Annotated in this window: 20 protein-coding genes, 1 tRNA gene and 1 pseudogene; 12 read left to right on the top strand and 10 right to left on the bottom strand. The window is 73.6% G+C overall.

The window, feature by feature from the left end:
* Positions 1–8 precede the first annotated feature (8 nt).
* Genes QQS16_RS30970 through QQS16_RS30960 form a run of 3 tightly spaced genes read right to left on the bottom strand, consistent with a single transcriptional unit; the run spans position 9 to position 2,795 of the window.
* On the bottom strand, positions 9–740 hold the full coding sequence (locus tag QQS16_RS30970; protein ID WP_286065347.1) for an FAD:protein FMN transferase: 732 nt from the start codon (positions 738–740) through the stop codon (positions 9–11).
* A 2-nt stretch (positions 741–742) separates the two neighbouring features.
* Positions 743–1,447, bottom strand: a complete 705-nt coding sequence (locus tag QQS16_RS30965; protein WP_286065346.1) for an FMN-binding protein — start codon at positions 1,445–1,447, stop codon at positions 743–745.
* Between the two features lie 10 nt (positions 1,448–1,457).
* Positions 1,458–2,795, bottom strand: coding sequence for a ferredoxin reductase family protein (locus tag QQS16_RS30960; protein ID WP_286065345.1), 1,338 nt, complete (start codon positions 2,793–2,795; stop codon positions 1,458–1,460).
* Positions 2,796–2,946: 151 nt separating this feature from the next.
* Here QQS16_RS30960 and QQS16_RS30955 point away from each other — a divergent pair, with 151 nt between their 5' ends.
* On the top strand, positions 2,947–3,636 hold the full coding sequence (locus QQS16_RS30955) for a response regulator transcription factor (protein WP_286065344.1): 690 nt from the start codon (positions 2,947–2,949) through the stop codon (positions 3,634–3,636).
* Entirely contained in the window at positions 3,633–5,090 is a 1,458-nt protein-coding gene (locus QQS16_RS30950; protein ID WP_286065343.1) for a sensor histidine kinase, read from the top strand. The genes QQS16_RS30955 and QQS16_RS30950 overlap by 4 nt, the downstream gene beginning before the upstream one ends.
* Before the next feature lie 325 nt (positions 5,091–5,415).
* Here the strand turns inward: QQS16_RS30950 and QQS16_RS30945 are convergent, their stop codons facing one another.
* The 3 genes and pseudogenes from QQS16_RS30945 to QQS16_RS30935 all read right to left on the bottom strand — a co-directional run.
* The gene (locus QQS16_RS30945; protein WP_286065342.1) at positions 5,416–6,576 is read right to left on the bottom strand and encodes a hypothetical protein; all 1,161 of its coding nucleotides are present in this window, start codon (positions 6,574–6,576) and stop codon (positions 5,416–5,418) included.
* 14 nt (positions 6,577–6,590) lie between these two features.
* The gene (locus tag QQS16_RS30940) at positions 6,591–10,424 is read right to left on the bottom strand and encodes an NACHT N-terminal Helical domain 1-containing protein (protein WP_286065341.1); all 3,834 of its coding nucleotides are present in this window, start codon (positions 10,422–10,424) and stop codon (positions 6,591–6,593) included.
* 222 nt (positions 10,425–10,646) lie between these two features.
* Positions 10,647–10,807: pseudogene (locus tag QQS16_RS30935) on the bottom strand (sugar isomerase); the annotation flags it as partial.
* A gap of 63 nt (positions 10,808–10,870) precedes the next feature.
* Between QQS16_RS30935 and QQS16_RS30930 the strand changes: the two are divergent.
* From QQS16_RS30930 to QQS16_RS30910, 5 genes are all read left to right on the top strand, one after another.
* A tRNA-Arg gene (locus QQS16_RS30930) sits at positions 10,871–10,942 on the top strand.
* A 3-nt stretch (positions 10,943–10,945) separates the two neighbouring features.
* On the top strand, positions 10,946–13,270 hold the full coding sequence (locus QQS16_RS30925) for a hypothetical protein (RefSeq protein ID WP_286065340.1): 2,325 nt from the start codon (positions 10,946–10,948) through the stop codon (positions 13,268–13,270).
* 128 nt (positions 13,271–13,398) lie between these two features.
* Complete coding sequence (locus QQS16_RS30920) at positions 13,399–15,705, top strand: serine/threonine protein kinase (RefSeq protein WP_286065339.1); 2,307 nt, start codon at positions 13,399–13,401, stop codon at positions 15,703–15,705.
* Positions 15,706–15,770: 65 nt separating this feature from the next.
* Positions 15,771–16,904 carry a GlnX family signal transduction membrane protein gene (locus QQS16_RS30915; protein ID WP_286065338.1) on the top strand — a complete coding sequence of 378 codons (1,134 nt, stop codon included), beginning with the start codon at positions 15,771–15,773 and terminating at the stop codon, positions 16,902–16,904.
* Entirely contained in the window at positions 16,901–18,181 is a 1,281-nt protein-coding gene (locus tag QQS16_RS30910) for an extracellular solute-binding protein (RefSeq protein WP_286065337.1), read from the top strand. Before QQS16_RS30915 ends, QQS16_RS30910 begins: the two co-directional genes overlap by 4 nt.
* A 9-nt stretch (positions 18,182–18,190) precedes the next feature.
* Here QQS16_RS30910 and msrB read toward each other — a convergent pair whose 3' ends face one another.
* From msrB to QQS16_RS30890, 4 genes are all read right to left on the bottom strand, one after another.
* A complete protein-coding gene (msrB, locus tag QQS16_RS30905; protein WP_286065336.1) occupies positions 18,191–18,598 on the bottom strand; it encodes a peptide-methionine (R)-S-oxide reductase MsrB in 408 nt (135 codons plus the stop codon).
* A gap of 14 nt (positions 18,599–18,612) precedes the next feature.
* Positions 18,613–20,004, bottom strand: coding sequence for a UDP-N-acetylmuramate--L-alanine ligase (gene murC / locus QQS16_RS30900; RefSeq protein WP_286065335.1), 1,392 nt, complete (start codon positions 20,002–20,004; stop codon positions 18,613–18,615).
* Between the two features lie 113 nt (positions 20,005–20,117).
* Entirely contained in the window at positions 20,118–20,573 is a 456-nt protein-coding gene (locus QQS16_RS30895; RefSeq protein ID WP_286065334.1) for an indole-3-glycerol phosphate synthase, read from the bottom strand.
* A gap of 244 nt (positions 20,574–20,817) precedes the next feature.
* On the bottom strand, positions 20,818–21,612 hold the full coding sequence (locus QQS16_RS30890) for a pyrimidine reductase family protein (RefSeq protein WP_286065333.1): 795 nt from the start codon (positions 21,610–21,612) through the stop codon (positions 20,818–20,820).
* 104 nt (positions 21,613–21,716) lie between these two features.
* Between QQS16_RS30890 and zapE the strand changes: the two genes are divergently transcribed.
* The 5 genes from zapE to QQS16_RS30865 all read left to right on the top strand — a co-directional run bounded on the left by zapE (position 21,717) and on the right by QQS16_RS30865 (position 26,627).
* On the top strand, positions 21,717–22,823 hold the full coding sequence (gene zapE, locus QQS16_RS30885; RefSeq protein WP_286065331.1) for a cell division protein ZapE: 1,107 nt from the start codon (positions 21,717–21,719) through the stop codon (positions 22,821–22,823).
* A gap of 271 nt (positions 22,824–23,094) precedes the next feature.
* Positions 23,095–23,487, top strand: coding sequence for a hypothetical protein (locus tag QQS16_RS30880; RefSeq protein ID WP_286065330.1), 393 nt, complete (start codon positions 23,095–23,097; stop codon positions 23,485–23,487).
* 75 nt (positions 23,488–23,562) lie between these two features.
* Positions 23,563–24,141, top strand: a complete 579-nt coding sequence (locus QQS16_RS30875; protein WP_286066511.1) for a carbonic anhydrase — start codon at positions 23,563–23,565, stop codon at positions 24,139–24,141.
* 8 nt (positions 24,142–24,149) lie between these two features.
* On the top strand, positions 24,150–25,640 hold the full coding sequence (locus QQS16_RS30870; RefSeq protein ID WP_286065329.1) for a SulP family inorganic anion transporter: 1,491 nt from the start codon (positions 24,150–24,152) through the stop codon (positions 25,638–25,640).
* Between the two features lie 102 nt (positions 25,641–25,742).
* Complete coding sequence (locus QQS16_RS30865) at positions 25,743–26,627, top strand: slipin family protein (protein WP_286065328.1); 885 nt, start codon at positions 25,743–25,745, stop codon at positions 26,625–26,627.
* Positions 26,628–26,650: the final 23 nt, after the last annotated feature.

Below are 26,650 nucleotides of genomic sequence, written 5' to 3'. Positions count from 1 at the left end.
GTCCACCGTCAGGCCACCGCCCGCTCCCCTGCCGTGGGGAACCCCGGTGTCCGCAGTACTCGGCGCTCGGTGTCCACGGCGAAGACCTCGCAGGCGGGGAGCCCGGCGGCCCAGTCGATGCCCTCGGGGCCCATCGCGAAGGCCGCCGTGGCGACCGCGTCCGCCTCCGTGAGGGTCGGGGCGACGACCGTCAGACTGAGGAGCCCGGTCGCCGGGCGCCCGGTGCGGCCGTCGATGATGTGGTCGCCGCGCTCGTAGCGGGCGGAGGTCGCGACCGCGCCGTCGGTGAGCTCCAGGACGGTGCACAGCCGGTCGGCGTGTTCCGGGTGCCGTACGCCGACCCGCCAGGGCCCGCCGACGGCGACCACGTCACCTCCGGCGTTGAGGCAGAACCGGCGTGCCCCGGCCGCCGTGAGCAGCTCCGCCGCCCGCTGCACCGACCAGCCCTTGACCACCGCGCAGGGGTCCAGGCCGCGACCGGGCAGCCGTACGTCGAAGGCGCCGCCGGTGGCGGCCCGGTACCGCTCGCACAGGCCGAGGATCTCGGTGAGGTCATCGCTGAGGTCCGGCAGCTCGCCCCGGTCGAGGCGCGACACCTCGCTGTCCGGCTTGAACGGACTGAACCGGGCGTCGACCTCGCGCAGCCACGCGAAGACCGCGTCCGCGGCCGACTCGGGGACGTCCTCGTCGTCGACGCGCAGTGAGACGGGAAACCCCATGACGTGTTCGACGCGGTGCACCCTCAGGCGCCCTTCGTGTCGAGGGCGGCCTGGAGCGACTCGCGGTAGCCGTCGCTGGTGATGGTGGCGCCGGACACGGTGTCGATGTCCGCGCTCTGCGCCTCCAGTGTCTCGGCGATCAGCTTCGGCACGGCCGCCGTGGTCTGCGGGTGGTTCGGCTGCTGGAGCATGCGGACCGAGCCGATCTCGTCGCCCGCGAAGGTCACCTCGACCTGGACCGGGCCCTTCTCGGTGGTCACCGTCGGGCCCGCGACGACCTGGGGCGCGGCGGACACCGAGGGGGAGGGCGAGGCGGACGCCGCCTTCGCGTTCTCGTCGATCGCGGCCTGGAGCGACTCCTTGTAGCCCTCGGTGGTGATGGTGGCGCCGGACACGGTGTCGATGTCCGCGCTCTGCGCCTCCAGTGTCTCGGCGATCAGCTTCGGCACGGCCGCCGTGGTCTGCGGGTGGTTCGGCTGCTGGAGCAGCTTCACGGCGGTGATCTTCTGGCCCGCGAAGGTCACCTCCACCTGCACGGGACCCTTCTCGGTGGTCACCGTCGGGCCCGCGACCACGGTGGAGGATCCCGACGCGGCACCCGACGAGGAGGTCGCGGACGGCGCGGGCGTGACGGCCTGGACGGTGGACGTGGCGGCCGACGGTTCGTAGAGCCAGACGGGGACCAGCCCGGCGATGCTCAGGACGACGACAGGTATGGCTCGTTTCACGGTGACTTCCTCATCCGGCCAGGCTGAAGCGCTCGAAGTGGATCTGCGGCTTGGGCACGTCCAGCTCGCGCAGGCTGCCCAGCACCGCGTTCATCATGGGCGGCGGCCCGCACAGGAAGACGTCCCGCCCGGCGATGTCCGGCACGAGCCGCGCCAGCTCGCCCGGCGCCAGCCGGTCGGGGACGGCCGGCCCGGTCACCAGGTGCAGCTCGGCGCCCTTGGCCAGGGCGAGGTCGCGCAGTTCGTCGTAGAGGACCGCGTCGCGGTCGGTGGCGACCCGGTAGATGACGACGGCGTGGCCGTGCAGTTCCTCCAGCAGCGCCCGGATGGGGGTGACGCCGACGCCGCCGGCGATGAGTACGGACTCGGGGCGGGTGCGGTGCATCGCGGTGAAGGCGCCGTAGGGGCCCTCGGCGAAGACGCGGGTGCCGACCTTGACGTGCCGCAGGGAGGAGCTGCCGTCACCGGCGGCCTTGGCGGTCAGGCGCAGGGTGCGGCCGTCGGGCGCGGCCGACAGGGAGAACGGGTTGGCCTGCCACCAGCGGTCCCGGGTCATGAAGCGCCACAGGAAGAACTGGCCGGCCCGGGCGGGCATCCGGTCCAGGTCGCGGCCGGTCATGTAGACCGAGACGACGTTGTCCGACTCGGGGACGACGGCGGTCACGCGCAGCTGGTGACGCCAGTTGCGCCACAGCGGCAGCACCAGCCGGCCGAGGGCCACCGAGCCGAGGGCGACGCCCCACAGGCCGTACCAGTACGCCGTGGCGGCGTCGGAGGCGGTGAAGGTCGTACCGACGGCGACCTGGTGGGTGAAGGCCAGCACCACGGCGACGTAGGTGTACAGGTGGATGAAGTGCCACGTCTCGTACGCGAGCCGGCGGCGGGCGGAGCGGGCGGAGACGGCGCCCACGACGAGGATGATGCCGAACGCGACGACCGCGCGCAGCACACCCTCGACGGTCTCGGCGAGGTCGACGATCTGGTTGACGGGGTCCAGGTCGGACGACTCGGCGTAGCCGAAGGTGATGAGGACGGCGTGGGCGAGCAGCGTCCACAGGAGGCCGAAGCCGGTCCAGCGGTGCCAGGAGGTCAGCCGGTCCATGCCGATGCGGCGGTCCAGCCAGGGCAGGCGGGCCACCAGCACCAGCTGGAACGCCATCAGGAGAGCGCCGTACAGACCGGCCAGCCGGCCCAGCACGATGAGGGTGTTCGAGGCGAAGCCGGCCTGGGTGAAGAAGAAGGTGACCACGGCCACGTTGGCGGCCAGCACGGTGTACAGGCCCGTACGGGCCACCACCCTGGGGCGTATCGCCGTGGGGGGCGCCGGGGGTGATTGGACGGTCGTCACGGACAGAGCTCCTTGATCCGGGTCCTGGGTAACCGAGCTTCTCCGGCGGGAGCTGTCGATTAACTGTCGTGCAACTTTCAAGTGTTTATCGATGTGGGCAGGACGGTGGCCCGCCTCTGGCTTCGGCCGCCGGGTGACGCACTATGAGCAGGTGGAAAAAGTACGACTCCTCGTCGTGGACGACGACCCGCCGATCGCCGACCTCGTGGCGACGGTCGCCCGCTACGAGGGCTGGGACGCGGTCACCGCCAACTCCGGCGAGGAGGCACTGAGGCGTGCCGCCGAGTTCCGTCCCGACATCGTGGTGCTCGACCTCATGCTGCCCGATATCGACGGCTTCGGCGTGCTGGACCGGCTGCGGCGGTCCGGGACGATGGTGCCCGTGGTGTTCCTCACCGCGCGGGACGCGGTCGCCGACCGGGTGGCGGGCCTGACCCGGGGCGGGGACGACTACCTGGTCAAGCCGTTCGCGGTGGAGGAGCTGATGGCCCGGCTGCGGACCGTGCTGCGGCGCAGCGCCGGGCCCGGTTTCCAGCGCTCGGTGCTGCGGGTGGCGGACCTGACGATGGACGAGGACACCCGTGAGGTGCGGCGCGGCGAGAAGCTGCTCACGCTCACGCCGACCGAGTACGAGGTGCTGCGCTACCTGATGCGCAAGTCGCCGACCGTGCTGACCAAGGCGCAGATCCTGGACCATGTGTGGGAGTACGGCTTCGGGGGCCGCTCGAACGTGGTGGAGCTGGTGGTCAGCCGGCTGCGCCGCAAGCTCGACGACACGGGCGAGCCGCTGATCCACACCGTCCGCGGCTTCGGCTACGTGATCCGGCGGGCCGCCGAGTGATCGGCCGCCTGCGCCGGACCTACCGCAGGATGCGGCTGGGCACCCGGCTGGCCCTGGGCCTGGGCGTCCTTTCCCTGGTCGTGTTCGCCGTGGTCGGCACGGCCCTGACGACGTACATGCGGGACTACCTGTCGGCACAGCTCAACGACCAGCTGAAGCTCGCCCAGATGGCCCAGTCCAAGAGCATCGCGGACACCGGCACGCTCCAGGGCAAGCGGTACTACCGCTGGTACTACGCGGTGTACGACGTGTCGGACGGCGCACCCGTGCTCCGTACACCCGAGAACGCCGGCGACGTACCGACGGACATCGACGAGTTCACCTCCCTGGCCGGCGCCCAGGCCGCGTCGGGCTCGGAGCTGGTGCGCACCGAGCACCTCCGGGGCGCCGGCGTCTACCGGCTGCGCGCCTGCGAGGTCGAACCGGGGGTGGTCCTGGTGAGCGCCGCGCCGATGGACGACATCGACGACACCGTCCAGCAGCTGATCACCATCCAGGTCGTCACGTTCGTGCTCGCGCTGCTGGCGCTGGTGATCTTCGGCCGCAGGATGCTCCGGCGGGGCCTGAAGCCGCTCAGCGACATGGCGTCCACCGCCCACGGCATCACCTCGCACGACCTGACCGAGTCCGCGGCCCGGCTGTCGCTGCGCGCGGACGGCCGGGACGGCGGCGCGGAGGTGGACGAGCTGCGCACCGCGTTCAACACGATGCTGGAGCACATCGACGACTCCCTCGCGGTCCGCGCGGAGGCCGAACAGCGGCTGCGCCGCTTCGTCGCGGACGCCTCGCACGAACTGCGCACACCCCTGATGTCCGTACGGGGATACGCGGACCTCTTCCAGTACGCCGCCGCCAACGCCCCCGAGGAACGCGACAAGCACCTGGCGCGGCTGCGCGCCGAGGCGGCCCGGATGGGCGTCCTGCTGGACGACCTGCTGCTGCTCGCCCGGCTGGACGCGGCCGAGGTGGAGACCCCGCTGCGGCCGGCGGAGGCGGACCTGGTGCAGCTGGTCGAGCACGCGGCGGACGCGTTCCGCGCGAGCCACCCGGACCATCCGCTGACGGTGACGCCCGGCCCCCGGACGCTCAGGCTGCGCCTGGACGCGCAGCGCATCCGCCAGGTCCTGGACAACCTGCTCACCAACGCAGCCGTGCACACCCCGGCGGGCACGGAGGTGACCGTCGGCGTCCTGGCCGAGCCGGGCCGGGCGCTGGTGCGGGTCGCGGACGCCGGCCCCGGCATCCCGCCCGCCGACCGGGCACGGGTCTTCGACCGCTTCTACCGCGTCGACAAGGCGCGCAGCCGCGACCGCGGCGGCAGCGGCCTCGGCCTCGCCGTCGCCCGCTCCCTGGTCCGGGCGCACGGCGGGACGATCGAGCTGAGCGACGAGCCCGGGGCCACGGTCTTCACGGTGACGCTCGCGCTGACACCCCCGAGTCTCATGGAACCGTGACGTGCCGGGCGCGGCCCGTCGGTCGTCCTGATGACCGCCCCGCCGGCGTGGGCCCGTGTCCGTCCTGGTCAGCGGCGGTACCGGGTTCATCGGGTGCCCTGCCGGTGCGGTCCGCCGGGGCCTTGACCGGCGTGGACGCGGTGCCACCGGACGGCCACGGTGCGGGGCCTCGGCGTCGGCTCCGCCGACGCGGCGGATCACGTGGGAGTCAGGGAGCCATGGTCGCGGGAGTCCCGGCCTCTCGGAGTCAGGGCGCCATGGTCGCGGGAGTCCCGGCCTCTCGGAGTCAGGGAGCCATGGTCGCGGGAGTCCCGGCCTCTCGGAGTCAGGGCGCCATGGTCGCGGCGAGCACGGCCGCCACCTCGGGGTGCTCCCAGTAGGCGGAGTGCGTCCACAGCCCGGTACGGGCCAGATGGGGCACGGGCACGTCCACCGGCGCGGTGTCGTCGTGCAGCCGGTACAGGCGGGTCGCGGCGAACGCCAGGACGTCGAGCGGCTCCCAGAGGTTGGTCCAGCGGTGCAGCGTCGGCGGCAGTCGTACGGGCTCCGTGCCGTCGTACGGGGCGAGCCGCCCGCCCCGGGGGTCGCAGACGTGGAACAGGGCGGACTGCGAACCGAAGGTGAGCAACTGACCGGTCCACAGAGGCTCTTCGGCGGTCGCCATGTCGACGGCGACGACCCCGCCCAGACTGTGCGCGGCGATGCGCGCCGGCCGGTCCGGTCCCCGCCCGATCGCCGGGTCCACGGCGTCGATCGTGGCCCGCACCCGGGCGTGCACGGCCGCCTGGTGCCGCTGGTAGACGAGCACGTCACCGACGAACCGCGTGGTGCCGGGGCCTATACGGGAGCGCAGGGCGTGGTTCATCCGGCGGGCCGCGGCCTGCACCGCCGCGCCGGCGACCCGGTCGAGATCGTTCAGCCGGCGCCGTACCAGCGCCCGCAGCCGGGCGGTCTCGTCGGCGTACGACCGCACCTCGAAAGCGGCTTCCTGGGCGTCGAGTTCGGTCAGGACATCGGCGAGCGCCGCGCCGACCTCGCGCAGCAGTCCCGGGTCGTCCGTCCTGCTCAGCCAACGGGTGTCGGACCACATCTCCGCCACCACGTCGAGGAGTCGGCCGGGGTCGTGCTCGGCACCGGGTCCGGCCCGCAGTCCGTCCTCGGGGGCGTCCAGGTCGTCGGCGCGTTCGCGGGCACCGGCCGCCAGGTGCGGCCACTGCCGCCGTACGTCCACCCTTTCGGCCGCGTCCACGGCGTCCGCCGCCTCCGGAACGGCGTCGGGGTCCGTCTCGCCGCCGGCGTCGTCGCGCAGGGCGCCGGGCAGGGCGGGCAGGGTGACCGCGAAGTGCGTGTCGTCCGCGCCCAGATCACCCCAGTAGACCGGTACGAGGTCCACGCCGGAAGCCTTCCGCAGTGCGGTCACGGCGGCCTCGAAGCCGTCGCGGTCGCGGTTGCCCACGCCGTGGATGACGAAGACCGGATCGGTCATGCGGTGACGCTCCTCTACACGCTCGGGACGGGGACATGGCTGACGGTGGCCGCGGGGCTGCCGTACACCGCGTAGGCGAGCCAGGTGGGGTCGCCGTGCTGGTCGCGGATCGCCCGGCGGGCCGCCAGCGTGGCCCGGCCGAGCGGCTGCCGCTCGGCGATCAGCTGGTGGTAGAACGCCTCGGAGAACTGGAGTGCCGACCGCGACCTGACCGGCCACAGCGTGCCGATGAACGCTCCCGCGCCCGCTCTCAGGAACTGCTGCGCCCAGCCCAGGTTCGCGCCGAACCAGTCGATCTCCCCGGCGCTGCGGCAGGCGTTGAAGAACACCAGCGGGTGGTGGTCCCGCAGACTGCGCAGTTCGGCGGCGAAGGACAGGTCGATGGGGTCGAAGGGGCCGTCGGCCATGGTGACGCGTGATCCGCCGGGGCCGAAGGCGTTGTGGCAGGCGAAGTGCAGCAGGCCGACCCCGCCCGCTTCGATCAGGCGGGTGAGCGCGGACCGTTCGGTGAGCACTCCCAGGTCGCCGACCGACGGACCGATCCGCGCCCGCACCGCACGGATCTCCTCCTCGGTGTCGGCGGGCGATCCCGGAGGCACGACGAAGGCGGCGCCCGGAAGCCGGAAGCTGCGCACCCGGTCCTGCCCGAACACCCGGCGCACCACGGGAAGCCACTCGGCGAGGAAGCCGCCGTCGTCCTGGTCCCTGCTCAGCGGGTACATCAACTCCCAGGGCACGACGTCCTGTTCACCGAGCACCGTGAACGACGTGACGTGGTCGCGCTGCTGCCAGAACTGTTCCTGCACGGCCCTCGGGACCACGGAGGACCACAGCTGGACGCCGTGGTTGCGCAGGCGGTCGCGGAGGTACGACGGGTCCTCCGGCTGCCGTCCGGCGGCCGCGGCCCTCAGTTCCGCCTGGATGAGCCCGGCCGCGTGAGCCGGGTCGCCGGCCCGGAAACGGTGGGTCTCCGGCGCGTAGCAGGTCTCCCCGAGCAGTTGGAAGCTGAACGTCCCGGCCGTCTCGTCCTTCAGCACCTGCAGGGTGACCTCGCCCGGGTCGAACGCCACCGAGGGCAGCGGCACCGACCGCCGGGGGCCGTCGCGGGTGACCCCGCCGGGTTCGACGGAGACCTGGCAGCGCAGCTCCCCCAGGAAGGTGCCGCCCCGGAACGCCCGGACGGTCACCTCGTGCAGTCCCGGGACGTCGGCCTTGAAGAGGAAGCGCGCGACGTCGGAGTCCTGGCGCGGATACACCGTCAGTTCCTGGTGGAGGTCGCTCAGCGCACGCAGCCCCACGGCATGCACGGTGATCCCCAGCACCGCGCCCTCCTCGGGGATCCTGAAGGCCCGCAGCGGCGCGCCCGGCCCGGCACCGCAGACCACCTGCACATGCAGCGGCAGGGTGCGGCCCTGAGCGGTCTGCTCCGCCAGTTCCGTCACCAGACGGCGGCTTTCCTCCACGCCGGGTTCCTGGTCCGGCACGCGCGGCCGCGCCGGCGGCGACGGTTCGGCCCACGCGTCGGCCGGTGCCGGTTCGTACGGCGGAACGGCCGAGTCCGGCACGAGGACGGAACCCGCCGGTCCGGACGAGCCGGAACCGGGAGTGGGGCCGGACTGCGGGGTCGGGCCCGGCTGCCGAGTGGAGCCCGGCCGCCCGGTGGCCTCGTCCGGCTGGGGGGCCGAGCCCGGTGGGGGCGTCGCCGAGCCCGGCGGAGGCGTCGCCGACCCCGGCGGAGATGTCGGACCCGAGCCCGCCTGTCCGCCCGCGTCCGGTGGAGACTCCGAGCCCGGGAGGACCACCGGCCCGGCAGGTGGTCGCCGCCCGGACTGCGCCCTGCCCTGACCGTCGGAGGGCCTCGTCAGGCGCGCGTCGACGGCGGGTCGCTCACGGGCGTGACGCCCATCCGGCTCGGCATCCGGCTCGACATCCGGCGCCGGCTCGGACTCCGGTTCGAGGCCGGCGTCCGACTCCGGCTCCGGCTCCGGCTCCGACTCCGGCTCCGGCTCCGGCAAGGGCTCCGGCAGGGGCAGGGGCCCAAGGCCGGCGTCCGGCTCCCACTCCGGTTCGAGGGGCACGTCCGGCTCCGGCTCCGGCAGGGGCCCCGGCACGAGGCCGGCGTCCGGCAACGGTTCCGGCAACGGTTCCGGCAACGGCGGGGGCTGCGCCCCCCACCCCGCCTGCGGCGTCCACCCCTGCCACTCGCCCCGACCGGCCCCACCCCCGACGCCGATCCCGGCTCCGACTCCGGTCCCGTGCCCTGCCCGGCTCCCCGACGCCCAGTGCCGTCGCAGGTCCTCTCCCACAAGCGCCGCGAGGTCGAAGTAGGCCCGGTACACCCCGGACCGCACCCGGCCGAGGTCGATCTCGGCGCCCGCGGCGAGGTGTTCGTCGAACGGGACGGTCACCACGCCCCGGCAGCGCGCCTGGAAGTACGCCACCATCCGGTCGACCTTGACGGTCCGGGACGTCCTGCGGACCCCGGACACCACGACGAGGGACCGCCGCACCAGGTCGGCGTAGCCGTGGCCGGCGAGCCAGTCCAGCGTGTTGCCGGTGCCGACCGCCCCGTCCACCGACGGGGCGGTGACGAAGACGACCTGGTCGGCGAGGGTCAGCGCCCCGTGCATCGCGCTGTGCAGCAGCCCCGTGCCACAGTCGGTGAGGATGATCGGGTACTGGGTCCCGAACGCCTCGACCACCGCCCGGTAGTCCGCGCCGCCGAAGACGACGGACTCTCCCGGATCGATGTCGTTGGCGATGACCTCCAGACCTGACGCCGTGCGTGAGGTGAAGCGTCGGAAGTCCAGGTAGGAGTCGATCCGCGGCAGTTCGCGCACCACGTCGCGGACGGTGGCGGACGTCTCCCGGGCCAGCCGGCCGCCGAGCGTCCCGCCGTCCGGGGTCGCGTCGAGCGCCAGGACCCGGTCGTTGCGCTCCGCCGACAGGACGCTGCCCAGCGCGGCCGTGGTCGTGGTCTTGCCGACGCCTCCCTTGAGGCCGACGACCGCGATCCGGTAGCAGGACAGGACGGGCGTCCGGATGAGGGCACGCTTGCGCTGTTCCTCCGCCTCGGCGGCCCGCCGGCCCGGCAGCAGCCGGCCGAACGCCCCGCGCCCGCGGTTCCGTACCCGCGGTGCGCGCCGCACCCGCAGCAGACGGTCCGCGCTGAGCCCCGCCGGATCGGCCGCAGCGGTGGGCGCACCGGGAAAGGGCGGGAACGGCGGCCCACCCGGGGCGGGCGGCGGCCCACCCGGGAACGGCGGCGGCCCACCCGAGGGAGCGGGCCCGCCGTGCGCGGGAGCGGGCCCGCTCCCGCCAGGCGGCGGAGACCCGCCTCCGCGCAAGGCCTCGACGCTCACGGCCAGTTCCCGGCTCTGGCGGGCCAGCGCCTGGGGCACGTAGGCCGAGCGCACGCTCAGGAAGTGCAGCACATGCAGGCAGATGAGGTGCAGCAGGGTCGAGTGGAGGGCGGTGGCGTCCGAACCGAGCCCGTCGGTCGCGCCGGGCGCCAGTGCCCGCAACCGGTCCGCCAGTCCGCTCGGCCGCAGTGCCACGGCCTGGACGTCGCTGAGCCGGACGTTGCCCAGCTCCAGCAGGGTGGTGGCCAGGGCATCGGTGACCGCCGCGTAGGCGTCGGCGTCCATCGCGGGGGCGTCCGGCCGCGCCTCCGCGGCCTTGCGCACCTGCTCCGCGAGGAGCTGTCGGATCTCACTCTCCAGGCGGCCCGCGTCCGGTCCCGGGAGCGAGAACTGCGCGGCCAGCGGGACGGGCCGGTCCATGGGGAGTCCGGCGCCGGCGCTCGCGGCGAACAGCCGTCGCACCAGGTGCGGGACCGTGTCCGACACGGCTCGCGTCATCGGCGACGCAGGCAAAGCCTCCATGCCACTCCCCGGGGCCCCCGTGAACTCTGTGACGGAGACTACCCGTTGAGCGCCTCGGGGAAGACAGGACGACCGGCCACCCACCGCCGGCCCCACCCCGGCCCCACCACACGCTCGGCCGGCCCCGCCCCCGCTACCGTCCCCGCGCGGGCCGAACCCTCGCCGCGCCCCCGGAACCCCTACACCTCAGCCCGCGGTGCGGCGGATCCGGCCCGCGTACCGCTCCTCCAGCTCCAGGTTCCCTCGAAGCCGCCGGGGACGTACACCGGAGGCCGCTCCCCGGCGGCGAGCAGCTGGGCGGAGGCCTCGGCGACCGCCATCCGGACCAGCAGCACGCCGGTGATCCGCGGCCGAGCCGCGGAAAACCCGCTTGTACGATCACCCGCTCCGCACCTACCGTCGGCGTTCATCGGCGTGTAGCTCAGGAGCAGAGCACCGGGCTCCGGACCCGGAGGGCGCAGGGGCGGAACCTGCCACGCCGGCTTATGAACGATGACGCTGAGCAGCAGCCCCTCACCGCCGCCCCGTCCTACGCGGCGGCCCAGTCGGCCAAGGCCTTCACGACCGCGCTGACCCACCCGGACGCCGGCACCCGGGACCGGGCGGCACAGCGCGTCAAGCGCTGGCGTGCCGTGCTCGCGGGGATGGCCGACGGCCGGCTGCGGATCGGTTCGCGCGCCCCGGTGGCCGGTCTCCCGGTCTGGGTGACTCCCGAGGTGGTGCGGGGCGGCTTCGCCACCGGGGCCGCCGGCGCGGGCGGCCCGCTCCAGCCGTACGAGGCGCAGGCCGCGCGGCGCTTCGGGGTCGCCGCCGACCGGGGAGCGCTGTTCGCCCACTGCCTCACCGCACCCGGGCTCGCCTGGCTGGGTGAGCTGCTGGACAGCGGCCGCTACGAGGTGACGGTGCCGGAGGAGGCCGCGCTGCTCACCGTGGCCTGGCTGGTGCGCCACGACGAGACGGCCGGCGCCCTGGACCTCGTGACGGAACTGGAGCCGTACGCCGGCCGGCTGCGGTTCCTGCCCCGGCCGACGGACGAACCCACCGCGGCCGACCCGGCGGCGGTGCACCGCGACACCGTCTCCGATGCCTCGGCGACCCTGGCCCGGCGACGCCCCCACGCCGCCGTCGAGACCCAGCGCGAGGCGCTCACGGTATGGCAGCCGTTCGGCGACGAACTGCTCGCCCACTGGCTGGAGACGGCCCGCGACGGCCGGGTCCTCGAACGGACCCCGGACACCGCCTGGCCGGCGCGCGGCGCGGCCCTGCTGCACCGCTACCGGCAGCTGGCCGCGCGGCACACCCGTTGCGGAAAGCACCGCGACCCCAGGCAGAACCTGGGCATTCTGCGCGGCGCGCTGGAGGAGACCGTCGCCGGACGCCCGCTGGACGCCCGTCGCCTGGGTCTGCTGCGGCACGCGGTCGCGTCCATGGTGCGTCGGCGCGGTCTGCCCGGTTCCGCGCCGCACACGGCACTGCGGGAGCGGCAGGCCGCCCAGGCGGCGCTCCCCTCCCACCACGCGCTGGCCCAGCTGGTCCTGCGCCGTCTCGGCGGACTGCCCCAGGACTCGGGCGTCCCGGAGGTGGCCCCCTTCGTGTCCCCGGTGACCGAACAGGAGGCGCGGGACGCCGGTCTGCCCGCCGGGACAGTGGTCCCGCCGACGGTCCGGCAGGTGGTCGAGGCCGCGCTGAGCGCGCCGATCGGCACCCTGGTGGAACGGGGCGTCATCCCCTCGGCCGAGGTTCTGGCCGAGCTGGTGCCGCAGCTGGTCGCCGCCACCACCGCCCAGGGCTACGGCGACGAGGCGCTGCGGACGCTGATGGCCGCGCACTACCGCGCGTTCCGCAACCGCCGTTCGCTGCTCCTGCTCCACCTGCGGCAGCAGGTGCGGGCCGAGGAACTGCCGTGGGTGCGCGCGGTGGCGGGGCAGCTCGGCGACGGGACCGAGGGGCGGGGGCCCGCGCTCACCGTGCTGCGGGAGCTGGGCGAACTGGCCGTGCGGACCTTTCCCGGCACCCTTCTGCCCAACCCGCTCGTCCGCGAACTCGGCGTGCTCGCCCGCCGGGCCGACCTGGGCGCCCCGCTGGTGGAGGAACTCGCCGCGGACATCTTCATGGGCACGTTCAGCCCGAAGTTCCCCGCCGCGGCACGGATCGCGGCCGACCTCCTGCACGGCACGCTGTACGAGCGCTACTACGGCATCGACTACCGGGCGGTCCGGGACCTGGCGATCACCGAGGCGGCCACGGCTCCGAGCCGCAGGTACGGTGCCCGGACCTCGCCGGGGTTCGCCGCGCTGTGCGCCGAGCGGGCCGGGGAGCCGGCCGGCTCGTGGTCGGTGGCGGCGAACGGCAAGGTGATCGAGCAGGCCCAGATCCTCACCACGCACAACCTGGCCACGCTGGTGGCCCGCGTCGGTGTCTCCCCGGAACCCGGCCCCTCCGACCTGGCCCACCGCTGCTTCGTCACGGTGTGCCGCCGCACCGCCCGGGTGCACCGCAACCCGCGGCCCCTGCCCGCCCTCAAGGACGCGGCGTACGCCTGGCGGCAGATGCTGTTCCACCTGTCCCTGTGCTCACCCGCCGAACAGGAGTACGTTCTCGCCGCACTCGACGAGGAGACCGCACGCCACCCCGCCCACGTGGCGGCCCGGCTGGCCCCCGCCCTCGCGGGGCTGCGGCTCGTCGCCGCGGGCGGCGCCTTCGCTCGCGACGGCACGGCGGACGGGGGCCGGGCCCGCTGTTTCCTCGGCTGGAGCACGGGCCCGCACTGGATGCGCGCCGACCCGGCGGCGGCCGCGGCGGAGCGCTGAGCCGGCCGGTCCGGGCCGGTGGCCCGGCGTCGGCGGTGACGTGACGCCGGGCGGGGATGACTTGGACACACCACCTCCTCATGCGGCACGGGGGGCATTTCCGGCCCGCACGTCTATTCTGTGGACGCATGGAGGGGGCTTCGGGGAAGGACGCGTCCGGTGAACCGCCGGATTCCGGCGGGCCGTTCGGGCAGCTCGTCGTGATGGCCCCCTATCTGCGGGCCGCGCACGTGGAGCTTCCCGAGGAGAGCCCCGACCCGAGCCTGCTGCCCACGATCACCCTGCTGGAGCGAGCCGCGTCCCGGGGCGCCGAGCCGGACGAAGGGCTCCCGCTGCCGCCGGGACAACTGCTGGCCGGGCAGTACCGGCTGATGCGCTCGCTCGGCTACGGCGGGATGGGCGAGGTCTACCTGGCGCTCGACACCGAGGTCGACCACCGCGAGGTCGCCATCAAGATCCTGCACCCCGGCCAGGCGGCGGGCGCCCTGGTCCGGGAGCGGCGGGCCCTGGTCGACCTCAACCACGACGACATCATCCGGGTGTTCAACTACGGGCACCACCCCGAGGTCGGCGACTTCCTCGTCCTGCAGTACGTGGACGGGCTCACGCTGGAGGAGGTGCGGGCCCGGGCCCAGGTGAACCCGGCCGAGTTCGGCGGCAGCCGCTTCCACGAGTTCGTGCTCGCCTACGGGGTGCGCATCCTCGCCGCCCTCGGCCATCTGCACGACCGCCGGCTCGGGAAGGTCTACGGCGACCTGAAACCGGACAACGTGATGCACGACGGCACCACGACGAAGATCGTCGACGTGGGAAGCGTCCGCGCGGCCGGCCTCCCCGGCCCCACCACGGAGGGGTTCCGCGCCCCGACCGTCGGCCCGAACGGCGAATCCACCGGCCAGGACGACCTGTTCAGCCTCGGCGAGACACTGCGGCGGCTGAGCGGACTGGGACGCTCCCCGAAGGATCTGGCCGAACTGGGCTCGCTGAGCATGCTCAGCGGGCTGGACACCCCCACCGACCCCGACGACCCCGCGTTCCCCGAGGCCCACGCGATGACGACACCCGCTCCCCGCGGGCTCGGTCTCCTCTCGCTCGCCCGCGTCCTGCACCGCGCGACCCGCGCCGAGCCGGCCGAACGGTTCGCCACCGCCCGCGAGATGGAGGAGCAACTGCGAGGCGTTTTCCGGGAGTTGCGGTCCCTGCGCACCGGGACGGAGACCTTCGAGCCGTCACCGCTGTTCCTCCAGTCGCCGTACGCCCTGGACGGCGAGCTGGGGTCCGCGCCGCCCCCGGCCCGCTGGGCCACGCCGGACACCCCCGCGGCGTTCGCGCCGCCGTCGCCCACCGACGTCGCGCGACGGCTGCCCGTGCCCCGGCCCGACCCGGACGACGCCCACCACGCGGAGCTGAGCCGGCTCGCCGACGCCGATCCGGAGGCGCTGCTCCAGCACACCGGGGACTGGCGGGAGTCGCCGGAGGTCCATCTGCTGCGCTGCCGCGTGCGGTTGCGGGCCTCCCGCGGCGCGACCGAGGACGCCCTGCGGGAGCTGAGATCCGCCGAGGCGCTGATCGGACCGGAGCGCGCCCCGTACGACTGGCGGCTCGACTGGCACCGCGGGCTGCTCGCGCTCGCCCGGGACCACGTGACGGCGGCGCGGCGGCACTTCGACCGGGTGTACGCGGCCATACCGGGTGAGTACGCGCCGAAGCTCGCACTCGGCTACTGCGCCGAGCGCCTGGGCCGCTGGCACGAGGCGCTCACGTTCTACGAGGCGGTCCGGCTGCGCAACCCGTCGCTGGGCAGCGCGGTGTTCGGCGCGGTGCGGGCCAGCCTCGCGCTGGGCGGCGAACAGGCCCGGGACGAGGCCGTACGGGCCCTCGACGCGGTGCCGCAGCACTCACGGCACCGCACCGCCGCCCGTACCGCCGCCGTCCGCGTGGGAGTGGAGCACGTGCGCACCGCCGAACGCGCCGACGAGGTCGCCGAGCGGCTGCACGAGGTGCTGGAGCGGCTGGCCCGGCTCTTCCACGCGCACGGACTGACCGACGAGCAGGCCAGGGTCCGGATGACGACGGAGGTGTGGGAGACCGTGCGGTACGCCCTCGCGCGCGGCGCCCTCCACCCGCCGGGCCTGGCCGCGCTGGCCGCCGCCGCCGACGTACGGCTCGGTCTGCCGTCCGACGAACCCGGCCTGCGCCGGGACCTGTCCCGGCTGTATCTCGCCCTCGCCCACCAGGCCGCCCGGTCCCCCGTGCCCGAGGACGCGGCCGTCGCCGAGACGCTGCTCGACCGCGCCTACGAGGTCCGCCCGCCGGCCTTCCGACATCACAGGGACAGCCCATGGCTCGGAAAGAGGCTCACCGACTGGCTCCGGACGGTCGCCCACACCCCGTCGGCGAAGACCGCGAGGAGCCGTCGGACGGCCCACGAGTGAGGCGGGGGAGGTGGCCCCGGGCGGGTGCCGGCCGGCGCTCACCCGCTCCGCGCGGTGTCCGGGCCGTGTTCGCCGTCGCCGCCGAACTCGCCCGCCGCGTCCGGCGCTACACGTGGCCGACGGCGGCGGGCCGGCGCAACCGTGAGTTCCTGCGGGACCGGCTCGTCGCGCTGCCGCTGCTCGCCGTGGTGGGGTTCGGCGCGTTCGGCTGGGCCTACGCGGACGTACGGGGCGACTCGGCGTACCTGCGGGACCGGCTGGCGCCCGCGCTGGTCGGTCTCGCGGACGCCAGGGCCTCGCTGTTCATCGCGCAGGGCGAGGCCGTGCGGATCCTCCGCGCGGGGCAGGCGGTGCGGATCGGCGAGCTCAGCGAGCGGTACCGGACCCGGGTGGCGCGGGCGACGCAGAGCCTGAACCAGGTCGCGCGCAGCGGAGCGCTGACGGTGGCCGAGGAGCAGGAGCTGCGCGTGGTGTCCGCGCTGGTCGTGGACTTCACAGGAGACATCGGCCAGGCCCAGCAGGCCGACGACGCGGTCCTGCGCAAGGCCCGTCTGGCGTCCGCCCGCACCATCCTCTGCTCCCGCCCGGTCCGCGCCGAGCACCGGCGGGAGCGCTACCCGCCGTGCCCGGCGCAGACCGGCTCCAGCGCGACCGCGATCGTGGACCGGGTGGCGGGTCTGGAACGACAGCTGCGCGAGCGGCTCGCGGACCGGGCGGGCTGGGGCGACGGCGTGCTGACCGCCGCCGCGGTGTCCGGGCTCGCCCTGGCGCTGTTCACCGTCGGGCTCTGGCGCACCCTGGTCTTCCTGCGCCGCCGCTTCCGGATCCGGCTGAGCGTCCCGCTGGCGGCCGGCGCCCTGCCGCTGCTCGCCGTGCCGCTCCTTGCGGCCGACGCGCTGCTCGCGCAGCACGCGCAGCGGCAGACCCTGCCCGTGGCGCGGGCGCTCGCCGAGGAGACCTCGCCCCGGGTCGAGACGGTCGCCGAGGACTATCCCTTCCGTGCCCCGCTCCCGCGGGGCATCGAGGTGCTGGCCGACCGGTTCGACGACGTTCTCGCCGACGGGCGGCTCGCCCTCCTGGACGGGACCGCCCCCTTCGTGTTCCCCGTGGGGCTGGCCGGCGCCGGACTGGTGGGCGGCGCCCTGCACGTCTACCGCCGCGAGTACCTCGTGGTGACCCGACCGGGAGCCGCCGTATGAACAAGGTGCCGAGCCGTGTCCTGCGCACCCTGTTGACGGTGGCCTGTCTGCTGGCGCTCGTCCCCGGCTGTTCCGCCGACACGCCCGCGCCCCTCGTCGTGCTGGGGCCGTGGACCGGGCCGGAGGGCGAGGCCTTCGAGTCCGCCCTGGAGCGGCTCGACGACGGGACGGGCCGGACGTACACCTACGAGGGCACCCGCTCGCTGCGCGAGACCCTGGTCTCACAGCTGGAGGCCGACGACCCGCCGGACGTGGCGATCCTCAACAGCATCGGCGAACTCACCGAATACGCCCGCCGCGACCAGCTCAAGCCCCTCACCGACCAGGCCGAGGAACGCGCGTACGAACCGTGGGCGCCGACGCTGCGCGTGGACGACAAACGCGACACCTACTGGGTGCCGCTGAAGGTCGACCTGAAGAGCCTGGTGTGGAGCAGGAAGGGGGCGCCGGACGACGCCCCGGTCTGGTGCGTGGGCCTCGCCTCGCAGGCCACCACCGGCTGGCCCGGCACCGACTGGATCGAGGACATCCTGCTCCACCAGGCGGGCCCGACCCGCTACGAGCAGTGGGCCACCAGCAGGCTCAGCTGGCGCGACCCGGCCGTGCGGCGGGCCTGGACGACCTGGGCCCGGCTGCTCGGCGACCGTTCCGCCCGGTCGGTCGAACAGTCCCTCACCACGTCGTTCGAGGGCTCCGCCGGGCCCGCCGGACCGCGCGGCCTGCTCGACTCCCCCGAGTTCGACTGCACCCACGAGCACCAGAGCGCGTTCATCCGGTACCTCTACGCGGACGACGACATCCAGGTGCAGCCGTCGGCCCGCTTCCTGAAGGGGCCGGCCGAGTACCGCGACACGTACGAGGTGGCCGGTGACATGGCCGCCGTCTTCAGCGACGACCCCGCGGCCCCGGAACTGGTGGAGCGGCTGTCGAGCCCGGACGGGCGGGCGCGCTGGTGGGCGGAGGCGGGCCCGGCCGTGCGACCGCTGTTCCCGAGCGCCACCGGGCCGACGCCCACGGACCCCATCGAGCGCGAGATCGACACCCTGCTCACCTCGGGCGCCGACACCCTCTGCTTCGACGCCTCGGACGCCATGCCACCCGAGCTGCGGGACGCCTTCCACCAAGCGGTCGTCGAGTTTCTCCGGAATCCCGAGGACGGCCATCTCAGCGCGCTGCTGAGCCAGTTGGACACGGTGCGCGCCCAGGTGGACGAGCAGTCACCCGACGACCGCTCGTTCCGCCCGCCGGAGCACCTGTGCGCGGGCCCCGGCGGGTGACCCTGTGGCTCAGTCCGCCTGGGGGGTGAGCCGCAGCGAGACCGAGTTGATGCAGTACCGCTGGTCCGTGGGGGTCGGATAGCCCTCACCCTCGAACACGTGCCCGAGGTGCGATCCGCACCGCGCACACCGCACCTCGGTCCGCACCATCCCGTGGGACCGGTCGGCGATCAGCTCCACCGCGTCGGTGTCCTTCGGGTCGTAGAAGGACGGCCAGCCGCAGTGGGACTCGAACTTCGTGGTGGAGGTGAACAGTTCGGCGCCGCAGGCACGGCAGGAGTAGACACCCTCGGTCTTGGTGTCCGTGTACTCACCGGTGAAGGCGGGCTCCGTCCCCGCCTGGCGCAGGACGGCGTACTCGGCCGGGGTCAGCTCCGCGCGCCACTGCTCGTCCGGCTTCTCGACGTCGTACGACATGTTCGCCAACCCCTCTACTTCTGTGCGAGACGGTCCAGGATCCGCGGGCCGAGGTCCGTCACGTCACCCGCGCCCATGGTGAGAACGAGATCACCGGGCTTCGCCATTCCCGCGACGCGCTCCGGCACCTCGCCCTGGTCGGCGACCGCCGTCACGTCCGCGCCCGCGGCCCGGGCCGCCTCGACGACCAGGGCGCTGGTGACGCCGGGGACCGGGTCCTCGCGGGCCGGGTAGATGTCGAGGACCAGCGAGGAGTCCGCCAGGGCGAGGGCCTCGCCCATCTCCCTGCCCAGCTCCTGGGTGCGGGAGAACAGGTGCGGCTGGTAGACGACCAGGATCCGGGCGTCACCGACCGCCGCGCGCATCGCCTCCAGGTCGGCCGTCATCTCGGTCGGGTGGTGGGCGTAGGAGTCCACGACCTGCACGCCCGCCGCCTCACCGGTCAGCTGGAGGCGCCGCTTCACCCCGGTGTACGCGCCCAGGGCCCGGGCCAGCGCCCCGGGCGGAAGGCCCAGCGCCACGCCCGCCACCAGGGCGGCCACCGCGTTGTGCGCGTAGTGCCGGCCGGGCACGGAGACCCCGAAGGTGAGCTCCTCGCCGTCCAGGACGGCCGTGACCTCGCTCTTCAGGCCCTGCGCCCGCACCGACAGGATCCGCACGTCGGCGTCCTCGGACTCCCCGTACGTCACCGTCCGCACCGATCCGGCCAGCCGCCGCGTCAGCTCCCGCGCGCCCTCGTGGTCCGCCGTGATCACCAGCGTGCCGCCGGGCACGATCTTGCCCGCGAACGTCTCGAAGGACTCGTAGATATCATCCATGGAGGCGTAGTTGGCGTGGTGGTCCAGTTCGACGTTGAGGACGATCGCGACCTCGGGGGCGTACGTGTGGAAGCTGCGGTCCGACTCGTCCGCCTCGGCGACGAAGATCTCGCCGTCACCGTGCAGGGCGTTGGAGCCGGGCGCGTCCAGGTCGCCGCCGATCGCGTACGACGGCTTCAGACCCAGCTCGCTCAGCGACACGGCCAGCATCGACGTGGTCGTGGTCTTGCCGTGGGTGCCGGCGACCGCGATCGGGCGCAGACCGTCCATCAGGCGGGCGAGCGCGTCCGAACGGTGGACCACCGGAATGCCCAGCTCGGCCGCCCGCGCCAGCTCCGGGTTGTCGGCCCGGATCGCCGACGAGACGACGACACAGGTGGCGTCGTCCGCCAGGTGCTCCGCCGCGTGCCCGATGTGCACGGTCGCGCCCAGCGCGCGCAGCGCCTCGGCGGTCGCGGACTCCTTGGCGTCACTGCCCGCCACCTTCGCCCCGCGCTGGGCGAGGATCTTCGCGATCCCCGACATCCCGGCGCCGCCGATGCCGATGAAGTGCGGTCGGTCCATGGCGGTAGGAAGGCCGGGTGCCATGCGCGTTTCTCCCCAAGTGGTACGACGGTGAGCGCGCCCGGGAACGGACGCGCCCCCAGCCTATTGCGTGCGGCGGCCGGCCCCGGTGAGGGGCGCCGCGGACGGCCCCGCCGCTACGCCTTGCTGTGCGAGAACAGCTTCAGCACCGGCACCCCGACCTTGTGCCGCGCCCGGGACGCCCAGTCCCGGTGGAAGAACTCCTCCACGTAGTGGGGGTCCGTCAGCACGATCACCTCGTCGGCGCCGGTCTCGTCGACCAGCGCCTTCAGCACGTCCAGCGGATGGTCCTCGATCAGCTTGCCCGCGGCCTCGCTGCCGGCCGCGCGCAGAGCTCTCAGGGACACGTCCAGGGCCTGCTCGGCCGGGCCTCGCGCCTCCTGGCCCTCGGGGGTCTCCCCCTCCCGGGCGGCTTCGTCGAGTTCGCCGAGCGCCACGTCGTCGATGGCGCGCAGCAGCCGGTCGGCCTGGTCGCCGCGCGGTTGCAGCAGCACGTAGAAGGCGACCGGCTCGTCCCCGTGCAAGGTGGTGACGAACTCCACGTCGGCGGACGTCAGGGCTTTCTCGATCATCAAAACGCTTGTGAACACCAGGCGCCCCTTCTCCTTCGAAGACCGGCGGGTCTTCTCTCCTCCGTGAGCCGGGTGCCCGGCCCCTGCCGAAACCATCCTGCCCCGAGATCACACGGGTACTGCCGGACTCAGTGTGCCCGGCCGGACGATGTACGGAACGACATATTCCGACGATGTCGGGACGATGGTGACAATCCCCCCTTTTCCGGACCTGTTCCGGGTGAGCGGTACGACCGGGCCCGGCTCAGGACCGGCGGTACCGGCCGAACAGGAAACCCTCCTCCTCCAGCAGGGACGCCAGGACGAACCGCTGCGGCACCGCGACCGGTGGCCCGCCGGCGATGCGCTGCGCGTCCCCCGCGGTGAGCATCGGGGCCACGGTCAGGCACAGCTCGTCCAGCACCCCGGCGGCCACCAGCTGGCCGAGCAGACGCGGGCCGCCCTCGGTGAGCAGCCGGGTGTGTCCCAGCTCCGCGAGGGCGCGGACCGCACGGGCGGGCTCCACGCCGACGCCGTCCCCGGCGGTCACCACCCGGACGCCCGCCTGCTGGGCCGCGGCGATCCGGTCCGGGGGAGCCGCGGCGCCCGTGAGGATCAGGGTGGGGACCAGCGGCGAGGCGTACAGCGGCAGCGAGAAGTCCAGGTCCAGGCCGGCGCTGACCACCGCGATCGCGGGTGCGGGCCCCTGCCCCGCGGCTTGCCGCGCCGCCGCGAACTCCGCCCGCGCGCGGGCCGGACGGTACCCCTCCTGGCGTACCGTCTCCGCGCCGACGACCACGACGTCCGCCAGGGCCCGCAGGGTGCCGAAGATCCGCATGTCGGCCGCGCCGGAGATGGGGTGCGAGCGGCCGTCGTGCTGGCCGGCCCCGTCGAGCGTGGAGACCATGTTGGCCCGCAGCCAGACCCCGGGCCCGCCCGGCCCGGCCGCCGGCCCGAGCGCGGGATAGGCGTAGGCCTCGGCCAGCTCCGCGAGGGACCACTCGGCATCCTCCCGGGTCCGGGCCGCTGTCTCTTCGGTCACAGGGAACAGACGTCGCATGCCGTGCAGTGTTCCACGCGGGAGGGAAACGTCACTTCTGAGCGGCGGGCCCGCGCCCGAGGCGCCGCCCTGCCCGCTTCGGACAGGGCCTAGCATGGGTGATCGTGTCCACCACCCCCGCCCCGTCCGGATCCGGCCCCACGGCCGACGCCGCCCCGCTGTCCCTGTGCGCCCGCGAGCCGCGTGTCCCCGCGGACCGGCTGGTCGCCGAGATGGTGCCGCCGCCGCGGTTCGACTCGGTGCGGTTCGACACCTATCTCCCGGACCCGAACCAGCCCAGCCAGACCGAGGCGGTCCGCGTCCTGGAGACCTTCGCGGCGGGACTGGGCGGGGCGCACGCCACCGGCGCCGGCCGGCGCGGCTTCTTCGGCCTCGGCCGGGCGAAGGCGCCGAAGACACCGGCCGGACCCCGTGGCGTCTACCTCGACGGCGGGTACGGCGTCGGCAAGACACACCTGCTGGCGTCGCTGTGGCACGCCACCCCGGCCGAGCCCGCGCTCAAGGCGTTCGGCACGTTCGTGGAACTGACCAACCTCGTCGGCGCCCTCGGCTTCCAGCAGACCGTGCGCACCCTCTCCGGCCACCGCCTGCTGTGCATCGACGAGTTCGAGCTGGACGACCCCGGCGACACGGTGCTCGTCTCGACCCTGCTCGGCAAGCTCGTCGACGCGGGCGTCGCGCTCGCCGCCACCTCCAACACCCTTCCGGGCAAGCTCGGCGAGGGCCGCTTCGCGTCCGCCGACTTCCTGCGCGAGATCCAGGGCCTGTCCGCCCGCTTCCGCGCCCTGCGCATCGACGGCGAGGACTACCGCCACCGCGGGCTGCCCGAGGCTCCGCCCCCGTACAGCGACGAGCAGGTCACCCGGGCCGCCCACGCCACCCCGGGCGCCTCCCTCGACGCCTTCCCGGGGCTGCTGGAGCACCTCGCGCGGGTCCACCCCAGCCGCTACGGCGCCCTGACCGACGACCTGCGGGCCGTCTGCCTCACCGACGTCCGGGCGGTGCCCGACCAGTCGACGGCCCTCCGGCTCGTCGTGCTCGCGGACCGGCTCTACGACCGTGAAGTCCCGGTGCTCGCCTCCGGTCTGCCGTTCGACCGGCTGTTCAGCGACGAGATGCTGAACGGCGGCTACCGCAAGAAGTACTTCCGGGCGATCTCCCGCCTCACCGCGCTGGCCCGGGACGCCAAGGGACTCGTCGAGCCGAGCTGACGGCACTTCACCCGGCCGCCCTTGTCCACTCACCCTGGGCCGGTCGCCCTTTTCGGCTGCCCTTGGATCTCCTCTACCCGACCGGATCTCCAAGATCAAGAGCGGGTTCTCGCCACCCCACCCGCACGCTTCAGCCTCTCTTCAGCTCGAAACGTTAAGTTAACCCTGCAAACAACTTTGCCGGGCTAAGGTGTTTCTTGACCAGTCGTTGACCAACCGTTGGTCTGGACTAGAGACAGGCTGGAGACGCGAATTACCTGAAGGGGGGCGCATGTTCCGAGGTACGACCGCATGGGCCGCACTCGCGATCCTCACCGCCGCCCTCCTCGCCCTCCCGTTCTTCGCACCCACCGCCGCCTTCGCAACCGCGCACACCCCCCGTCAAGCAGAGGCCAAAGCTCAGCCCGGGATCAAGCTTCCCGGCAAGGCGTTGCGCGACGAGACCGCCACGCAGCGCCACTGCGCCCCTGCGGGAGACCCGACCGGTCCCCTGCGCACCCGCGACCGGCAACGCACCGTAGAAGTCGCCCTCGCGGGGCCCGAACGCCCCACGCAGGCACAGGATCCGTCGGCCGCACCCCACCCCGTGCCCGGCGGCACGCCCCGGCTGTCGAGACCCCCCACAGCCCATTCCCCGGCCGCACTCCAGGTCTTCCGCTGCTGACAGCAGCGCAGTCCCCCCACTTCTGTCATGTACGTCCGACGCGCCGCCATGGCGCGCCAGGAGGAGTCACCACTGATGCAGCCCCTCATCGACAACGCCCGCATGTTCGGACAGCGCCCTGAGGAGTTCGCCAAACTGGCCGAAGGCCAGTCGCCGCAGGTCCTGTTCATCACCTGCTCCGATTCCCGGGTCGTCCCGGCTCTGATCACGGGCGCCCGGCCCGGCGAGCTCTTCGAGCTGCGCACCGCGGGCAACATCGTCCCCCCGTACGCCTCCGAGCACCCCACCAGCGAGGCGGCCACCATCGAGTACGCCGTGGAGGTGCTGGGCGTCCGCGACATCGTGGTCTGCGGGCACTCGCACTGCGGCGCTGTCGGCGCCCTGGTCCGCGGCGACGACCTGACCTCCGTACCGGCCGTGCGCGACTGGCTCACGCACGCGACGCCGCGCCCCACCGGCGCGGTCGAGGACCCGTGCGTGGCCGAGGGCGTGCAGAACCACGTCCTGGCCCAGGTCCTGCGCCTGCGCTCCTACCCCTTCATCGACAAGAAGCTGACGGAGAGCCAACTCACTTTGCACGCTTGGTACTACGAGGTCCACACGGGATCGGTCCTGACCCACGACGGGTCCTCCGACACCTTCCGCGCGCTGTGAGGCCGGTCATGGAGAAGCAGACCAAGTTCCCTCACCTGCGGCAGGACTTCGCCGCATCCCTTGTCGTCTTCCTCGTCGCCCTGCCCCTGTGCGTGGGCGTCGCCGTGGCCTCCGGTGTCCCGGCAGAACTCGGACTGGTCACCGGCATCGTCGGCGGCATCATCACCGGCCTCATGCGGGGCAGCAGCCTCCAGGTCTCCGGACCGGCGGCCGGCTTGACCGTGCTCGTCTACGAGGCGGTGACCGAGTTCGGACTGCCCGCGCTCGGCGTGATCGTGCTGGCCGCCGGCCTGCTCCAGCTCGCCATGGGCGCCCTGAAGCTGGGGCGCTGGTTCCGGGCCATATCCGTCTCGGTCGTCGAGGGCATGCTGGCCGGTATCGGCCTTGTGATCATCGCGGGCCAGCTGTACGCGGCGGCCGGCCTCAAGGCTCCGTCCTCCGGCCTCGACAAGATCATCGGGCTTCCCGGGGCCGCCGCCGACGCGCTCGGCAGCACCGCGGCGCTCGCCTCGCTCGCCGTGGGCGCCGGCACCGTCGCGGTGCTTCTGCTGTGGAAGCGGCTGCCGAAGAAGGCGCAGACGGTGCCGGGCGCGCTCGCCGCCGTCGTGCTGGCCACGGTGGTCACCCTGGCGTTCGGCCTGCCGGTCGCCACCGTCGAGGTGAACGGCCTGCTGGACTCCATCCAGCCGCCGGGCACCGAGGCCTTCGGCGAGCTGGCCAACCCGGCCATCTTCGGCACGATCATCGCCTTCACCCTGATCGCCTCCGCCGAGAGCCTGTTCAGCGCCGCCGCGGTGGACCGGCTGCACGACGGCCCGCGTACCGAGTACGACAAGGAACTGATGGCGCAGGGCGCGGGCAACGCGGTGTGCGGGGCGCTCGGCGCACTGCCGATGACCGCGGTCATCGTGCGCAGCTCCGCCAACGTCCAGGCGGGCGCCAAGACCAAGGCGTCCCGGGTGATGCACGGTGTGTGGCTGCTGCTGTTCGCCGCGCTGCTGCCGTCGACGCTGGCGCTGATCCCGCTGCCCGCGCTGGCCGGCATCCTGGTGCACGCCGGCTGGAAGCTGATCCCCTTCCGCGAGATCGTCTCGCTGTGGCGAGAGCACCGCGGTGAGGCGCTGATCCTGGTGATCACGGCGGTGTCCATCGTCGCGGTGAACATGTTCGAGGGCGTGCTGATCGGCCTGGCCCTGTCCGTGGTCAAGACCGCCTGGCAGGCCTCGCACCTCAAGATGGAGGTCATCGACAAGGGCGCCGGCCCCGTCCAGGCATACCTGTCGGGCAACGCGACCTTCCTGCGGCTGCCGAAGATACTCGACAGTCTGGAGGCGCTGCCCCAGGACCGCCCGGTCGAGCTGGACCTGTCCGGGCTGCACCACCTGGACCACGCCTGCCGTACGGCACTGGAGAGCTGGGCCGAGCGGCACAGCGCGGTCGGCACCGAACCCGTGCGGGTCACCGCACTGGAACCGGTGCGGATGACCACCGCGTCGTGAACCCTCCGGTGCCCGGTCCGAGGCCGATCGTGGCCCCGGAGCGGGCACCGGGCATATCGTTGCAGGAGCAGACATAGCGGACCTCTGGACGAGGAGGCCGGGATGCTCCAGGAACTGTTGACGGCGGGCCTGGCGGCCGGCACCGCGGGGCTGGTCTACGTCGCCTCGGCGGCGCGGGTCGTCAAGCAGTACGAGCGCGGGGTGGTCCTGCGGCTCGGGCGGCTCGCCGGAGACGTTCGGCCGCCGGGTCTCACCTTGATCGTCCCGTTCGTGGACCGGCTGCACAAGGTGAACATGCAGATCGTCACGATGCCGGTGCCGGCCCAGGAGGGCATCACCCGCGACAACGTGACGGTGCGGGTGGACGCGGTCGTGTACTTCAAGGTGGTCGACGCGGCGAACGCGCTCGTCCAGGTCGAGGACTACCGGTTCGCCGTCTCGCAGATGGCGCAGACCTCGCTGCGTTCGATCATCGGCAAGAGTGACCTGGACGACCTCCTGTCCGACCGCGAGAAGCTCAACCAGGGCCTGGAGCTGATGATCGACAGCCCGGCCGTCGGCTGGGGCGTGCAGATCGACCGCGTCGAGATCAAGGACGTCTCCCTGCCGGACACGATGAAGCGCTCGATGGCCCGGCAGGCCGAGGCGGACCGTGAGCGGCGCGCCCGGATCATCAACGCGGACGCCGAACTCCAGGCGTCGAAGAAGCTCGCCGAGGCCGCGCAGCAGATGCAGGACACGCCCTCCGCGCTCCAACTGCGGCTGTTGCAGACCATCGTGGCGGTCGCCGCCGAGAAGAACTCGACGCTGGTCCTGCCCTTCCCGGTGGAGCTGCTGCGCTTCCTGGACCGGGCGCAGGACCGCCCGGACCGGGCGCAGGACCGCCCGGACCGGGCGCAGGACCGCCCGGACCGGGCGCAGGACCGCCCGGAGCGGGCGCTGGAGCACCCGGCCGACAGGTCGCGGGAGCGGCCGGCCGACCGGTGACGCGCTCTACGCGCGTGGTTCCC

Source organism: Streptomyces sp. ALI-76-A (assembly GCF_030287445.1).
Taxonomy (GTDB): Bacteria; Actinomycetota; Actinomycetes; order Streptomycetales; family Streptomycetaceae; genus Streptomyces.
The sequence above is the reverse complement of the archived record's forward strand: the minus strand, read 5'-3'. Positions and strand labels throughout refer to the sequence as shown.